Origin of the sequence: Actinomyces minihominis, assembly GCF_900187855.1 — a bacterium.
GTDB lineage: Bacteria > Actinomycetota > Actinomycetes > Actinomycetales > Actinomycetaceae > Scrofimicrobium > Scrofimicrobium minihominis.
Genome location: NZ_FYEG01000002.1, coordinates 302,737 through 317,605, shown reverse-complemented (window position 1 = coordinate 317,605; position 14,869 = coordinate 302,737). Strand labels below are relative to the sequence as shown.

Genomic DNA, 14,869 nt, shown 5'->3' with positions numbered 1-14,869 from the left:
ATCAGGCGGGGTTTTCCCCGGGGTGTGATCGGAGAATCGACAATGACAGGCAATAGTGTTGAAAACCAGGTAGAACAGCTGCTTGCCCCACTTGCAGAGGCACAGAACGCGGTTGTTGATGCAGTGGCACTGACGGGAAGCGGTAACAGTCAGGTCCTGACGGTCACCGTTGATCTAGAAAGAGTCGGGGCGAACCTGTCCTCAGATCAGGTTGCCTCATTGGCTCGGGAGTTTTCACGGGCACTTGATGAGCACGATCCCATTGAGGGCGCCTACACACTTGAGGTCACCTCACCGGGAGCTGACCGGGAGCTGACCAACCTGAACCAGTACCACCGGTCGGTTGGTCGTGAAGTGAAGGTAGTTCTCAAAAACAAGGACCACGTTCAGGGACAGATGACGGCTGTTGACAACGACGGTTTCACAGTTGAAGGTCCAGATGGTGCGCGCACCATTGCCTTCGACGATGTCAAGAAGGCGCAGCTCGTAGTGGAGACGCCTCGAGAGGGCTAAGCATGGAAATCGACATGACCGCACTGCGGATGGTCGAACAGGAAAAGGGCGTAAGCCTCGACACCCTTGTCGAGGCCATCGAGGAGGCGCTGCTGCGTGCCTACCACAACATGCCCGGGTCAATCGACCAGGCCCGCATTGAGGTGAACCGGAAGACCGGACGTGCCTCTGTCATCGCGACTGAAACGGATGAGGACGGCACCGTCCTCGGCGAGTTCGATGACACCCCATCAAACTTTGGGCGGATCGCCACCACCACGGCCAGGTCGATCATCACCCAGCGCCTGCGAGAGGCCGAGGACTCACGGGTACTTGGCACCTACGCCGGTAAAGAAGGCACGGTTGTCACGGGCGTTGTCCAGCAGGGACGGGACCGCAACACCACCATCGTTCAGCTGGGCGATGACTTTGAGGCCATCCTGCCCGAGGGCGAGAAGGTTCCCGGGGAGACCTACAACCACGGTGACCGCATCCGTGCCTACGTTGTTTCTGTAGAGAGGACCGACAAGGGTCCCCGGATCATCCTGTCGCGTACCCACCCGGGGCTGGTGCAGGGACTGTTCCGCCGGGAGGTCCCAGAGATCGACTCGGGTCTGGTTGAGATCAAGGCACTGGCTCGTGAAGCGGGGCACCGCACCAAGATTGCAGTTGCCGCTGCACGTCCGGATGTGAACGCGAAGGGGGCCTGTATCGGTCCCATGGGGGGCCGTGTCCGTAACGTCATGGCTGAACTCGGTGGCGAAAAGATCGACATCGTTGACTGGTCCGATGATCCGGCACGTTTCATCGCCAATGCGCTCTCACCCGCACGTGTGTCACGGGTGGTGGTGCACTCGAAACTGAACAAGACGGCCACGGCTGTGGTCCCGGACTTCCAGCTTCGCCTCGCAATCGGTAAGGATGGGCAGAACGCCCGCCTGGCGGCTCGACTTACGGACTACCACATCGATATCAATGCGGACACCGCTGAGGGTGATGTTGAAATATCGCGATCGTCAGTTGCTGATGCCGTTGACGATTAGTTGAAGCTTCGTGAAAGGCCAGACCGAGAAATCGGTCTGGCCTTTTGGCGTGATGCTTCGCTCAGTATCGGGGGGTGGAGCCCGGCAGAGGCTGGACTAGACTTGTTCGCGGAGACTTATGACGAAGCTACACGCCCCCGGCCATGTTCCCATCCGCACCTGTGTTGGATGTGGGAAAAGGCAGGAGCAGGCAGGTTTGGTTCGACTTGTTAGGGATTCGGGGTCGGTAGTTGTTGACCCAAACAAGAGACTTCCGGGGCGCGGTGCGTGGCTCCACCCCGATTTGGGGTGCTACCGCAAAGCACTGGCGACAGGTCGTCTCGCTCGATCACTCAGGTTCAACAGCCGGAATGATCAGGCATGGACGCAGACAGAGGACTTCTTTGTTGCGAATGGATGAGGCCTTGTCCTCACAGACACGGAAGCGGGTTGGAAGCTGATGGGCACCCGATGAGTACCCAGCGATGAGCTGCCAGCAGGATTAGTCGTTCATTCTCTTTTTTGGGAATGGACCCGAAGAGGAGAATTTGTGCCAAGGATGCGCGTACACGAGCTCGCGAAAGAGCTCGGCATCACCAGTAAGGAACTCAGGGAAGAACTGACGGCTCGCGGAGAGTTCGTCAAGTCTGCCTCATCAATGGTTGAGGCCCCTATCGTTCGCCAAATGCAAGAGGAGCACTCTGCAAAGGCGAAATCGGCGCCGGCAGCCCCGGCGAAAGCCGCGGCACCCGCCGCACCCAAGAAACCAGCTGCGAAGTCCGCAGCTCCAGCCCCGGCGGCACCAGTTCCGGGTCCCGCCCGCCCTGCGGCTCCCAAGCCACGCGCCGCTGCGACTCCGACGCCAGAACCGGTCAAGCCTGTCGCTTCCGCGCCTGTCAAGCCGGCCCCCGCTTCGTCCAAGCCCGTTTTCCGTGAGGAGACCGCCGCGACTAGGTCGACCCCGAAGCCCCCGGCTAGGCCTGCGCCTACCCCGGGTTCGGCCGCTCCTTCGAAGCCTTCAGGCCCGCGCGATGAAGGCTCCAGGCCCTCGGCTCCGGCGCCTCGGCCCGGCGCTCCTCGTCCCGGTGCGCCCCGCCCGGGTGGTGGCGGTGGAGCCGGACCCCGTCCGCGTGGTCCGCGCCCCGGTAACAACCCCTACGCTTCGAGCCAGGGCATGCCCCGACCCGGAGGACCCCGTCAAGGTGCTCCGCGTTCCGGTGCTCCGCGTTCCGGTGCTCCTCGCCCAGGGGCTCCCCGTCCGGCAGGTGGCGCGAACGCTGCGCCTCGTCCCGGTGGCGGCCCCCGTCCCAACCCGGCCATGATGCCCGGTTCCGCTTCCTTCCAGCGCAATGAGCCCGCGGGCTCGACGCGTCCCGGTGGTGGCGGCCGTGGTCGCCCGGGAGGCGCTCAGCGCCCAGGTGGCAGCCGATTCGGCGGCGGTGGCGCCGGTGCCGGCACTCCCGGTCAGGCTCCAGGTGGTTTCTCAGCTCCTCCCCGCGGTGGTCGCGGTGGTGGCCGCGGAGCAGCACCGGGTGCCTTTGGCCGTGGTGGGGGCCGCAGCCAGAAGGGGCGCAAGTCCAAGCGCGCCAAGCGTCAAGAGTTCGAGCAGCAGTCAGCGCCCGCAATCGGCGGTGTTTCGGTACCCCGTGGTAACGACACAGAGGTACAGATTCGCCAGGGTGCATCACTTGCTGACTTCGCCGAAAAGATCAATGTCAACCCGGCAGACCTCGTGGCGATTCTGTTCCACCTCGGAGAGATGGCAACGGCAACCCAGTCGCTGGACCAGGACACGTTTGAGGTCCTCGGTGCAGAGCTCGGTTACCGCGTCAACGTCGTTTCCCCCGAGGATGAGGACCGCGAGCTCCTCGAGTCCTTCGATATCTCCTTTGAGGCCGAAAGCCTTGAGGACGCGGAAAACCTCGAGGCACGCTCACCGGTTGTCACCGTCATGGGTCACGTTGACCACGGTAAGACCAGGCTCCTTGACGCTATCCGTCACACCGACGTTATTGCCGGTGAGCACGGTGGCATCACCCAGCACATCGGTGCCTACCAGGTCCTGGTGGCGTCCGAGGGCGGCGACCGTCCCATCACGTTCCTGGACACCCCGGGTCACGAAGCCTTCACGGCTATGCGTGCCCGTGGCGCCCAGGTAACCGACCTCGCGATCCTCGTTGTCGCGGCGGATGACGGTGTCATGCCGCAGACGGTTGAGGCGATCAACCACGCGCAGGCTGCCGGGGTTCCGATCGTCGTGGCCGTCAACAAGATTGATAAGCCAGAGGCGAACCCGGATAAGATTCGCGGCCAGCTCACCGAATACGGACTGGTTGCTGAAGAGTTCGGTGGCGACGTCATGTTCGTCGACGTCTCAGCGCGCGAAAACCTCAACATCGACAAGCTTCTCGAAGCTGTCCTGCTGACGGCAGACGCCACGCTCGACCTCACCGCCAACCCTCATGCAGAGGCGCGTGGTGTTGCGATTGAAGCGAACCTGGACAAGGGCCGCGGTGCGGTTGTCACCATGCTGGTCCAGCGCGGTACCCTCCGCGTCGGCGATGCCGTTGTGGTTGGTTCTTCGTACGGTCGCGTTCGAGCAATGTTTGATGAGCACGGTGAGTCCGTTGAAGAGGCTGGACCTGCTCGTCCTGTCCTCATGATCGGTCTGACTTCAGTACCTCGTGCTGGTGACACCTTCCTGGTGGCTCCCGACGACCGGACCGCGCGGCAGATTGCTTCCAAGCGTGAGGCTGCTGAACGGCAGGCCATGCTGGCTCGTCGTCGTAAGCGCGTCACACTGGAAGACTTCGACCGTGTTCTTAAGGAAGGAAAGGTTGATACTCTCAACCTCATCCTCAAGGGTGACGTGGCCGGTGCTGTCGAAGCACTGGAAGACTCACTGCTCAAGCTGGATGTCGGTGAAGATGTCGCACTGCGTGTCATTCACCGCGGCGTCGGCGCAGTTACCCAGAACGATGTCAACCTGGCGACGGTCGACAACGCGGTTATCATCGCGTTCAACGTCCGCCCGGCGGAACGCGTTCAGGAACTGGCAGAGTCCGAGGGTGTCGAGATCAAGTACTACTCGGTCATCTACCGCGCACTGGAAGAGATTGAGGATGCCATGAAGGGCATGCTCAAGCCGATCTACGAGTCGGTCGACATCGGCGCGGCAGAGATCATGCAGGTCTTCCGCTCTGGCAAGTTCGGCAACATCGCAGGATCTCTTGTGCGGAAGGGCACCATTAAGCGTGGAGCCAAGGCACGTCTGGTTCGTGACGGCGTCGTGGTTGCTGATGACCTTGAGATCAAGTCTCTGCGTCGTGAAAAGGATGACGTGACCGAGGTCCGTGAGGGCTTTGAGTGCGGTATCACCCTTGGTTACAAGGACATTCGCGAGGGCGACACGATCGAGACCTGGGAGATGCGCGAGAAGGCTCGCGCCTAACCAGCTCAACATGGCGGCTGAGCCGCAGAGGAACCCCCGTTCGGTGTGTAACCGGCGGGGGTTTCCCCCTGCCGGTTACACACCGTCGCCCACGGGAAGCTAGGCTGTTCGCGTAGAAGTCCGCGGTTGCGGAAGAGTCTTGTGAGGGGAGCCCACCATGGCAGATGAAGGTCGTCAGCGTCGTATTGCAGAGCGCATCCGTGAGACAGTCGCCAGCACCCTGGAGCGCAAGGTTAAGGATCCACGCCTCGGCTTCGTTACCATCACTGATGTGCGCGTCACGGGGGACCTGCAGAACGCAACTATTTTCTACACCGTCATGGGCGATGAGGACGATCGGAAGAAGAGTCGTCGCGCCCTCGAGTCCGCCAAGGGGCTGGTTCGTTCAGAGGTCGGCGCCGCCCTCGGTATCCGCCTCACCCCAACCCTAAAGTTCCAGTTGGATGCGCTTCCCGAAGCCGCCGCTTCAATCGAAGATGCCCTGCGTGCCGCCCGCGAAAATGACGCACGAATCGCCGCGGAGGCTGAGGGGGCAAGCTACGCCGGAGACGCCTCCCCCTACATCACGGGTGACGAGGTAGAAGAAGAGAAGGAAGAGGTCTACGAGGACCTTCGTGAGGACGTGGAAGAGGAGACGGGCGAGGAAGCTTAGCCCGTGAGTGGAACAAATCCGCAGGCGGGCATTCTTCTGGTTGATAAACCAGGGGGGATGACCTCGCATGATGTGGTGTCCCGAGGACGCAGGCTTGCGGGGACCCGCAGGGTGGGCCACGCCGGAACCCTCGACCCCATGGCTACGGGCGTCCTCGTCCTCGGTATCAACGGGGGAACGAAACTGCTGCAGTACGTCACCGGGGCCCCCAAGACCTACCTGGGGACGGTGCGGCTGGGAGTTACGACAGTTTCCGATGACGCCGAGGGCGAGGTGATAGCGTCCCCGGGGTGTCCACCGCTGACGGGGCTGGATCTTGAACGGGCAGTCGCAGACTACCGGGGTGACATCATGCAGGTCCCCACCAGGGTCAGCGCCATCAAGATCGGTGGCAAGCGGGCCCACGCCCTGGTGCGGGATGGGGAAGAGGTGGTTATTCCGCCCCGCCCGGTCACTATCCATCGCCTGGTGATCCTGGGTGCCCCACGAATCACCCAGGTTGCTGTCAATGATGACGGGAAAATGGTTCCCGTGGTTGACTTCGACATTGAAGTCCGGTGCTCTTCCGGGACCTATATTCGGGCTCTCGCGCGTGATATCGGAGCTGACCTGGGTGTTGGGGGACACCTCACCGCGTTGCGGAGGACCTCTAACGGGCCGTGGGACATTGGTCAGTGCCACTCTTTGGAGAGCCTCTTTGAACTGCGTGAGAGGGATGAGCCCCTGCCGGTCATCCCTCTGAGCACAGCCGCTCAAACCCTGTTTCCCACGGTCGTGGTGACAGGGCGGGCCAGGGAGAGGTTCCGCCACGGCCAAGCCCCCCGACCCGAGGATGTGGTGGATTACGGAGACGCAGGTTCAGGCAACCCGAAGTTTCCCCTGATTCGGGCCCTGGTCTCCGAGGAGAGTAGGGACACGGTCTTGGGACTGGTGGAGCTGGCCGAACCGACTAGTCTTGAACTCAGAACAGTAACTGTCTTCGCTGCGGTCTAGTGGCCGTCGCGAAGACACGGCTGGTAACCTTCACGGGTTTCTGGTTGCAACACACGGGAAAGAGAGGGCCTGATGGCTGAGGAAGAGCGCAAGTCTGGCGGCTGTGGCTGCGGCGGCTGCGGATGTGGTGGGGGCGGCAAGAAGGGGCGCGAAGGACAACCCGTCGACAACGAAGGCCGCATCAACCTGGGCCTCCGCAGCAACAAGTAGCAGTCTCGGGTCTGCTGACCCATCGAACCTAGAGAGCCCCGCCTGTGACATGGCGGGGCAAACTATTGAAAGTAGGACCGGTGCAGATCTGGCGCAGTCTTCACGAAGTTCCAGGCAATCAGAGGTCTGTGGTCACGATCGGCAACTTCGACGGAATGCACCAGGGGCACTCCCGTGTGGTGGGGACCTGTGTCGAACGGGCCCGCAAGCGCGGCTTCCCCTCGGTGGCGCTCACTTTCGATCCACATCCGAGGTCGGTGCATCGCCCGGGTGAACCTCTCGAACTCATTGCGACCCTCGAAGACAGGCTCGACGCCATGGCTATTGCCGGGGTCGACGCGGTTTTCGTGGCGAACTATTCCCCTGATCTGTACATGCTCAGTCCAGAAGACTTTGTCGTGAACTACCTGGTAGAACGTCTGGGAGCCGTCGAGGTCGTCGTTGGTGAAGACTTTCGCTTTGGTCGCGGGAACAGCGGCGATGTTGAGACGCTACGAGAGTACGGTCGCCAGTACGGCTTTGATGTCTCCATGGTCACCGATGTGGAAGCCCCGTCAGGTCGGCGCTGGTCTTCCTCATGGGTTCGGGAGTTGATGGCAGAGGGCAATGTTGAGGAAGCCAGCCGGGTCCTGGGTCGTTTTCCGAGGGTCAACGGCTGCGTCGTTCACGGCGCTAAGCGGGGGAGGGCGCTGGGCTTTCCAACCGCTAACCTCGCCGTTGCCGGCCAGCTTGTCCCCGCTGACGGAGTTTATGCCGGGTGGCTGGTGCGGGATGTGGGGCATAGCCAAGAGTTCCTCCCGGCGGCAATATCGGTGGGAAGTAACCCGCAGTTTCAGGGGACCTCAAGGACTGTTGAGGCCCACGTGCTCGGCCGCACCGACCTCAACCTCTATGGTGAAGAAGTCACCGTGGTGTTTGTGAAGAGACTGCGTCCGATGATGCTGTTCAACTCGGTCGATGACCTCCTTTCGCAAATGGACCAGGACCTGCTCGCGACAGCGGCGATTCTCGGAGCGCGCAGTGCCACCCGCGTTGATCCCGCGAAAGTGACCGCGGGTCTCTGAACCCTCAGGCCCAACCAGTGGTGTAGCTCACTGCTTTGCTCTAAGCTGGGGGGTCAAACCGTGCCGCTTGGGCGATGTGTGAGTCCGGTAGTGACCGTGAGGGGGCGCCTTGATAATCACTCTGACTGCGAACCCATCTCTGGATCGGACCGTCACCCTCGGCTCTGCACTTACTCCGGGAGCAGTGCACCGGATTGACTCTGATGCCACCCAGCCCGGTGGTAAGGGAGTCAATGTGGCCTTCGGGGTGATGGCAGCCGGAGTTCCCGTACTTGCGCTTCTGCCGGCCAACTCCTCAGACAGGCTGGTTGCCCTGCTTAAAGAGGAAGGGCTGGCGTTTCAATCGATTCCGGTCAGAGGTCGGGTCCGAACCAACCTGACAATCTTGGGTGACGGAGAGACAACCAAGATCAATGAGGCGGGGGAGCGACTCTCAACCCGGGAGGTTGAGGCGGTCGATGACGCCCTAATCAATGCGGTTCAAGCCGGGGATACGGTGATGCTTTCCGGTTCGCTGGCGCCAGGTTTCCCGGTTGATGAGTACTCACGACTGATCCGTAAACTGCGCCCCCTCGGGGTGTGGGTGGGGGTGGATACCTCAGATGCATCCCTGGTGGCGTTGGCTGAGAACTTTGCTGATGCCGCCCCCGACTTCCTCAAGCCCAATGGTCTTGAACTGGGTCAGCTGACCGGCCGTGATGGGGTTGAGATTGAGAGGTTTGCTGAAAGGGGGGACCTGGAGCCTGCCCGTGACGCCGCGCTCGCCCTGCGGTCCCAGGGGGTGGGTGAGGTACTGGTGACTCTCGGTGGTGCCGGGGCCATCCTTGCGACTGAAGAGGGCGTGTGGTTCTCGCCCTCACCGAGGGTAGATGTTGTCTCAACCGTGGGGGCAGGCGACTCTGCGACTGCCGGATACCTGATTGCCCGGGAGGAGGGGCTTCCGCCGGCAGAGTGCCTGGCACTTGCAGTTGCCTACGGATCAACTGCCGTGTCCTTACCGGGTACCACTATTCCGCTTCCGTCTCAGGTCTTGCCAAATACTGCGGCTGTGAGACGGATTTGATCTCCCATCCGGGCGGTCATCACATTTAGACACGAAGGGGGTTGCAGGCATGGAGGACCAACTGATCATTCCGGACCTAGTCCGTCTCGATGTGTCTGTCTCCGGTGACAAGCACGATGTCATTGCCAAAATGGCCTCGGTGATTGCGGCTACGGGACGGGCTGAAGAGGCCGGTCTTAAGCAGGCGATGGAGGATCGTGAGGCCCAGTTCCCCACCGGAATGCCCGGTGGGATTGCGATTCCTCACTGCCGAACCGATGCTGTCAAGGTTGCTTCGCTCGGTTTTATCCGCCTCGCCGAGCCGGTTGATTTCGGAGCCAAAGATGGTCCGGCCGACCTCGTTATCGGAATTGCGGCTCCTGATGAGTCGGGCTCCCAACACATGAAGCTTCTGGCCAAGCTCTCGCGCGCCCTGATTCGAAAAGAGTTCGTTGCTTCGCTGAGGGCAGCCCGGTCACCGGAAGAGGTGTCCGCGCTGATTATGGGCGTGGTAGAGCCCAGTCAGGAGCAGGTGGTGACAGCGCAGACGAAGGTCGCCCGCCACACAGGGGGTGTGGAAGAGGTTCCAGCCGACGCCCCTGTCCTGTTGGCCGTCACCTCCTGTCCCACAGGAATCGCCCACACCTACATGGCAGCTGAGGCCCTGGAGCAGGCTGCCAAGGAAGCGGGAGTGCAACTGTTCGTTGAGACGCAGGGTTCCGGTGGGGTAGAGCCGTTTACCCCCGAACAGCTGAAGAGGGCGGATGCTGTGATTATCGCCGCCGACGTGAATATCTCAGGTCGGGAGCGTTTCGTTGGGAAGCCCGTCATTGAGTCCAGCGTAAAGAGGCCGATGAACCGTGGTGAGGGCGCCAAGATGATCGCCGAGGCGGTGGCTGCGGTGAGCGACCCTAATGCTGAGCGGGTAAGGGAGGTTGGAAGAGATCCTCACGAGGGGATGAAAGTGCCCACGACCTCGTGGCCCAAGCGGATCCAGCAGGCGCTGATGACCGGCGTTTCCTACATGATCCCGTTTGTTGCCGCCGGTGGCCTGCTCATCGCCCTCGCCTTCCTGTTCGGGGGATACAACGTCACGGATGCCGGCGATCTTGTCGTCCGTAACTACGCCCTGTGGAACCTGCCCGATGTTGATGCGGTGTCAGGGGAGGTGGGGACCGACCTCCTCGCCCGGAATGGTTTTCTCTTGTACATAGGGTCTGTGCTGCTCGTCCTCGGGCAGGCGGGCATGGGTTTCCTGGTCGCCGCCCTGTCCGGCTACATTTCCTTTGGGATAGCGGGAAGGCCCGGAATTGCCCCAGGGTTCATTGGGGGTGCTATCTCAGTCTTCGTCGGGGCGGGCTTCATCGGCGGTCTTATCACCGGCATGCTGGCGGGTCTGGTTGCCTACTGGCTCGCGAGCCTGAGGCCACCCAGGTGGCTCGCGGGTCTGATGCCGGTTGTCATCATCCCTCTCCTCACGACTGCCCTCGTGGGTGGTCTCATGCTGATGTTGCTGGGAAGGCCACTCGAAGCCCTGATGATCGGCCTCACCAATGGCCTCACCTCGCTGTCTGAGGGGTCGGGTGCAATCATTCTCGGCATCATCCTCGGCCTCATGATGTGTTTCGACATGGGGGGACCGGTCAACAAAGCGGCCTACCTGTTTGCCACAACCGGGCTTGCTGCTCAGACCGACGCGGCCTTCATGATCATGGCGGCGGTGATGGCAGCCGGAATGGTCCCACCCCTTGCCATGGCCCTTTCAACAGCCGTTCGACCCGGCCTTTACACCCAGGCAGAGCGCGAGAATGGCGTTACTGCCTGGCTGCTCGGAGCCGCTTTCATCTCCGAGGGGGCCATTCCATTCGCGGCGGCTGACCCCTTCCGGGTCATTCCCTCAATCATGACCGGGGGAGCTGTGACGGGTGCGCTGATCATGGCTTTTGGCGTGGGCTCGAGGGCGCCTCACGGAGGCGTCTTCGTTTTCTTTGCCATCCAGCCGTTCTGGGGTTTTGCTCTCGCAATCGTCGCGGGAACCCTGGTCGCAGCCCTGGTGGTCACCGTTTTGAAGCAGGTCGCGGCGCAGAGGAGCGCTTCGGCAGACCCGGTGGGAGCCTAGTGGGCTTCACCAAACGATTAGGGTCCGGCTGGGGCGTCCTCTCCCAGAGTGCGGCACAGCCGGTTCCGGTTCGCTCCCCGTGGCAGCCCGCCCACCCGGGCCCACGGGGGCTACTCCGTGCCCAGGAGCTGGCGGGTCGCTTTCTCTTCGACAGGGGTATCGGTGAGATCACCACGGAGGTTATCTCAGCCGTTGCCGTGGGTTACGCAGCCTTCTTTCCCGGGGTGCGTTTTCTGCGAGATGACGACCTGGTGATCGCCTCACGCCTTCCCGGTTGGGCCTATCCGCGCGGCGGTATCTGCCTGGGTCGAGTCTTTCTCACCGGCACCAGTTTCTCGCGCTCCGTCCTCGTCCATGAGAAGCGCCATGTCGCGCAGTGGAGGCGCTATGGACCGTGGTTTCCACTGCTGTACGCCATTTCCGGAAGGTCCGCACACCGCAACTGGTTTGAGGTTGAGGCCGGACTGGAGGATGGTGGGTACCTGAGATCGGGAAGAGCGCAGGGGGTGGCTTCTCTGTGAGGGGTGACACCCGGGGTGCCGCATCTCACCGGTTTCACCAGTGATAACCGGCGCAGGCACTGGGAGTCGAGTGGTGGCACTGGTAGTCTGGTCCCTGCCGTTCGATCGGCCACGGCTTGTCTGCCTGGGTATACCGGCCCAGACGCTCCGTGCAACGACCAGAAAAGAAAGTGAGTGCTCATGGCGCTGTCAAAGGATCAAAAAGAAGCAATCGTCAAGGAATACGCGACGCACGAGGGCGACACGGGCTCACCTGAAGTACAGGTCGCACTGCTGACTGAGCGCATTAAGGAACTGACCGAACACTCGAAGTTCCACAAGCACGATCACAACTCGCGTCGTGGTCTGATGCTGATGGTTGGCCGCCGTCGCCACCTGCTCGACTACCTCCAGGGTATTGACGTGGAGCGTTACCGCAGTCTGATTGAACGTCTCGGCCTGCGTCGATAGCTTTCATTCGGCCCGCTTCCTTACTGGATGCGGGCCGAACATCTATCAGGGCATTGAAAATCCAATATCCTGAAACAACGAGTAAATCTCGAAAAGAAAACTGAGTCACCGCTGATTGGTGCGGTTTTCGACAGTGGCTTACGGAGCAGTGGGTTCCGTGGGCTTCGATCGAAGGCCGACGACAGCGGGCTCCAACTGAAAAGGAAACCATGTCCGAAGTGACACTTAAGCCACGTGAAGTGGTTACTGCAGAAGCAGTTATTGATAACGGCCGTTTCGGCAAGCGCACCGTGCGCTTCGAAACCGGTCGTCTCGCCCTCCAGGCAGCAGGCTCCGCCGTTGTCTACCTGGACGAAGAGACCACCATCCTTTCGGCTACCACGGCCGGGAAGACCCCGAAGGACCAGTTCGACTTCTTCCCCCTGACGGTGGATGTTGAAGAGCGCCAGTACGCCATCGGTCGCATCCCGGGTTCGTTCTTCCGCCGCGAAGGCCGTCCGGGTACGGAGGCCATTCTGGCCTGCCGCCTCATCGACCGCCCCCTGCGCCCCGGCTTCGTCAAGGGCCTACGCAACGAGGTCCAGGTAGTTGAGACCGTCCTCGCAGTCAACCCCGATGACGCCTACGACGTCGTGGCTATCAACGCCGCATCGATGTCGACCCAGATCGCAGGCCTGCCCTTCACCGGCCCGATCGCAGGCACCCGCCTCGCGCTGATCGACGGCCAGTGGGTGGCATTCCCTCGCTACAGCGAACTTGAGAACTCCGTGTTCAACATGGTTGTCTCCGGTCGCATCGTAGAGAAGGAAGACGGCACCTCCGACATCGCCATCATGATGGTTGAGGCCGGCGGCGGCGACAACCAGTGGGAGCTAATCCAGGCCGGCGCCCAGAAGCCGACCGAAGAGGTCGTTGCCAGTGGTCTTGAGGCTGCCAAGCCCTTCCTCCGCGCTCTCTGCGAGGCCCAGCTTGAGGTTGCTGCCAAGGCTTCGAAGGAAACCGTTGAGTTCCCTCTCTTCTTCGACTACACCGACGAAGAGTTCGCAGCCGTTGAGAAGGCTGTCGGCGACAAGCTCGCCGCGGCTCTGCTGACCGAGGGCAAGCTTGCCCGCATGGATGCGGTTGACGCAGTCAAGGCCCAGGCCCTGCTTGAGGCGTCAGAGGCATTCCCCGGCTCGGAAAAGGCCCTCAAGGCAGCATTCCGCAGCCTTGAGAAGGAAACAATCCGCAACCGCACCCTGCGTGACGGCGTTCGTATGGACGGCCGTACCCCCACCGAGATCCGTTCCCTTGGTGCCGAGGTCGAGGTTCTTCCCCGCGTCCACGGCTCCGCCCTGTTCGAGCGTGGCGAAACCCAGATTCTCGGGGTCACGACCCTGGCCATGCTCCGCATGGAGCAGCAGCTCGACAACCTGAGTCCCCAGACGCGCAAGCGCTACATGCACCAGTACAACTTCCCGCCCTTCTCGACCGGTGAAACCGGCCGGGTGGGCTCACCGAAGCGCCGCGAAATCGGCCACGGTGACCTTGCTGAGCGTGCGCTGCGTCCCGTTCTTCCCTCGCGTGAGGACTTCCCCTACGCCATCCGCCAGGTCTCCGAGGCGCTGGGCTCTAACGGCTCGACCTCAATGGGCTCCGTCTGTGCTTCAACCCTGTCGATGCTGCAGGCCGGTGTGCCACTGCGCGCACCAGTTGCAGGTATCGCCATGGGTCTGATGACTGGCATGGTTGACGGCGAAGAGCGTGCGGTCACCCTGACCGACATCCTCGGTGCAGAAGATGGCTTCGGCGACATGGACTTCAAGGTTGCAGGTACCTCCGAGTTCATCACCGCGCTGCAGCTCGACACCAAGCTGGACGGAATTGACTCCGACCTGCTGGTTTCCGCCCTGGGACAGGCACGTGATGCGCGTCTTGCCATCCTGGATGTCATGAACCAGGCCATCGACACCCCCGACGAGATGGCGATGACCGCTCCGCGAATCATCACCGTCAAGGTTCCTGTTGACAAGATCGGTGAGGTCATTGGCCCGAAGGGCAAGATGATCAACCAGATCCAGGAGGACACCGGTGCGGATCTGACCATTGAGGACGACGGCACTGTCTACATCGGCGCTGCTTCCGGTGAGGCCGCTGAGGCCGCCCGAACCATGGTCAACCAGATCGCTAACCCGCAGATGCCAGAGGTTGGGGAGCGCTTCGTGGGCACCGTCGTCAAGACGACTTCCTTCGGCGCATTCATCTCCCTCAGCCCGGGCAAGGACGGCCTCCTGCACATCTCGCAGATCCGCCGCCTCGTCGGTGGTAAGCGTGTGGAGAACGTTGAGGACGTCCTCCAGGTTGGTCAGAAGGTTGAAGTTGAGATTGCTGAGATCGACGATCGTGGCAAGCTCTCGCTGCACGCAGTTGTTGAGGACGAGGGTGCCGAGGCAGCTGAAGCCCCCGCGTCAGACAAGCGTGAAGGTGAAGACAAGGGCGATGACCGTCCTCGTCGTCCCCGTCAGCGCAACCGCCGCCGTCGTAATGACGGTGAGGGCCAGGAGGGCTAGGGTCTGACGTTGACTCACCTCAGGTTCTTCTAAAAGGACGGGCTTGAGATAAAATCTGGGTGACACCCCGGTGCGAGAGACCCCGAGAAATCGGGCATAGCACCGGGGTGTCACTGCTTTCCACCCGAAGTAAGAAGCACTGTCGGGTGCTGGTCCGTCTTTGGTAAGAAGAAGCGCAAGAACGGTAACAAGCCTGGATCGCCAGCTCATGATGACCTTTGCGCCATCAAGGACGCTTACTCGGGGCGGATCATGGGATCTTCCATCGACATCTGCCTGAAAGCCGGCCTCGCTGTGAACGCAC

The 14,869-nt window shown here is 61.7% G+C and carries 13 protein-coding genes; all 13 read left to right on the top strand.

The features are described from left to right. Nucleotides 1-42 precede the first annotated feature (42 nt). Nucleotides 43-513, top strand: a complete 471-nt coding sequence (gene rimP / locus CS903_RS03520) for a ribosome maturation factor RimP (protein ID WP_164996659.1) — start codon at nucleotides 43-45, stop codon at nucleotides 511-513. A 2-nt stretch (nucleotides 514-515) separates the two neighbouring features. Then, nucleotides 516-1,535, top strand: a complete 1,020-nt coding sequence (gene nusA / locus CS903_RS03515) for a transcription termination factor NusA (RefSeq protein ID WP_099332153.1) — start codon at nucleotides 516-518, stop codon at nucleotides 1,533-1,535. A 118-nt stretch (nucleotides 1,536-1,653) separates the two neighbouring features. Further along, the gene (locus CS903_RS03510) at nucleotides 1,654-1,935 is read left to right on the top strand and encodes a YlxR family protein (RefSeq protein ID WP_099332152.1); all 282 of its coding nucleotides are present in this window, start codon (nucleotides 1,654-1,656) and stop codon (nucleotides 1,933-1,935) included. A gap of 138 nt (nucleotides 1,936-2,073) precedes the next feature. Continuing rightward, the gene (infB, locus tag CS903_RS03505) at nucleotides 2,074-4,965 is read left to right on the top strand and encodes a translation initiation factor IF-2 (protein ID WP_207203736.1); all 2,892 of its coding nucleotides are present in this window, start codon (nucleotides 2,074-2,076) and stop codon (nucleotides 4,963-4,965) included. Nucleotides 4,966-5,122: 157 nt separating this feature from the next. Then, entirely contained in the window at nucleotides 5,123-5,617 is a 495-nt protein-coding gene (gene rbfA, locus CS903_RS03500) for a 30S ribosome-binding factor RbfA (RefSeq protein WP_099332150.1), read from the top strand. Between the two features lie 3 nt (nucleotides 5,618-5,620). Beyond that, a complete protein-coding gene (truB, locus tag CS903_RS03495; protein ID WP_242491732.1) occupies nucleotides 5,621-6,610 on the top strand; it encodes a tRNA pseudouridine(55) synthase TruB in 990 nt (329 codons plus the stop codon). A 72-nt stretch (nucleotides 6,611-6,682) separates the two neighbouring features. Then, nucleotides 6,683-6,820 (top strand): hypothetical protein, encoded by a 138-nt coding sequence (locus CS903_RS09340; protein ID WP_164996658.1) that lies wholly within the window; start codon nucleotides 6,683-6,685, stop codon nucleotides 6,818-6,820. An 80-nt stretch (nucleotides 6,821-6,900) separates the two neighbouring features. Continuing rightward, entirely contained in the window at nucleotides 6,901-7,884 is a 984-nt protein-coding gene (locus tag CS903_RS03490) for a bifunctional riboflavin kinase/FAD synthetase (RefSeq protein ID WP_099332149.1), read from the top strand. Nucleotides 7,885-7,993: 109 nt separating this feature from the next. Further along, entirely contained in the window at nucleotides 7,994-8,947 is a 954-nt protein-coding gene (locus CS903_RS03485; protein ID WP_099332148.1) for a 1-phosphofructokinase family hexose kinase, read from the top strand. A 49-nt stretch (nucleotides 8,948-8,996) separates the two neighbouring features. Next, complete coding sequence (locus CS903_RS03480; protein ID WP_099332147.1) at nucleotides 8,997-11,045, top strand: PTS fructose transporter subunit IIABC; 2,049 nt, start codon at nucleotides 8,997-8,999, stop codon at nucleotides 11,043-11,045. Further along, entirely contained in the window at nucleotides 11,045-11,566 is a 522-nt protein-coding gene (locus CS903_RS03475; protein ID WP_099332146.1) for a Fe-S oxidoreductase, read from the top strand. Before CS903_RS03480 ends, CS903_RS03475 begins: the two co-directional genes overlap by 1 nt. Nucleotides 11,567-11,746: 180 nt before the next feature. After that, complete coding sequence (gene rpsO, locus CS903_RS03470; RefSeq protein ID WP_099332145.1) at nucleotides 11,747-12,016, top strand: 30S ribosomal protein S15; 270 nt, start codon at nucleotides 11,747-11,749, stop codon at nucleotides 12,014-12,016. A gap of 209 nt (nucleotides 12,017-12,225) precedes the next feature. After that, nucleotides 12,226-14,565, top strand: a complete 2,340-nt coding sequence (locus tag CS903_RS03465) for a polyribonucleotide nucleotidyltransferase (protein WP_099332144.1) — start codon at nucleotides 12,226-12,228, stop codon at nucleotides 14,563-14,565. The last annotated feature ends 304 nt before the right edge of the window (nucleotides 14,566-14,869 follow it).

Excerpts from the sequence above, each read along its gene's own strand:
- infB (WP_207203736.1), top strand. The coding sequence starts at position 2,074 with ATGCGCGTACACGAGCTCGCGAAAGAGCTCGGCATCACCAGTAAGGAA.
- CS903_RS09340 (WP_164996658.1), top strand. The coding sequence starts at position 6,683 with ATGGCTGAGGAAGAGCGCAAGTCTGGCGGCTGTGGCTGCGGCGGCTGC.
- rimP (WP_164996659.1), top strand. The coding sequence starts at position 43 with ATGACAGGCAATAGTGTTGAAAACCAGGTAGAACAGCTGCTTGCCCCA.
- CS903_RS03480 (WP_099332147.1), top strand. The coding sequence starts at position 8,997 with ATGGAGGACCAACTGATCATTCCGGACCTAGTCCGTCTCGATGTGTCT.
- nusA (WP_099332153.1), top strand. The coding sequence starts at position 516 with ATGGAAATCGACATGACCGCACTGCGGATGGTCGAACAGGAAAAGGGC.
- CS903_RS03510 (WP_099332152.1), top strand. The coding sequence starts at position 1,654 with ATGACGAAGCTACACGCCCCCGGCCATGTTCCCATCCGCACCTGTGTT.
- rpsO (WP_099332145.1), top strand. The coding sequence starts at position 11,747 with ATGGCGCTGTCAAAGGATCAAAAAGAAGCAATCGTCAAGGAATACGCG.
- CS903_RS03465 (WP_099332144.1), top strand. The coding sequence starts at position 12,226 with ATGTCCGAAGTGACACTTAAGCCACGTGAAGTGGTTACTGCAGAAGCA.
- rbfA (WP_099332150.1), top strand. The coding sequence starts at position 5,123 with ATGGCAGATGAAGGTCGTCAGCGTCGTATTGCAGAGCGCATCCGTGAG.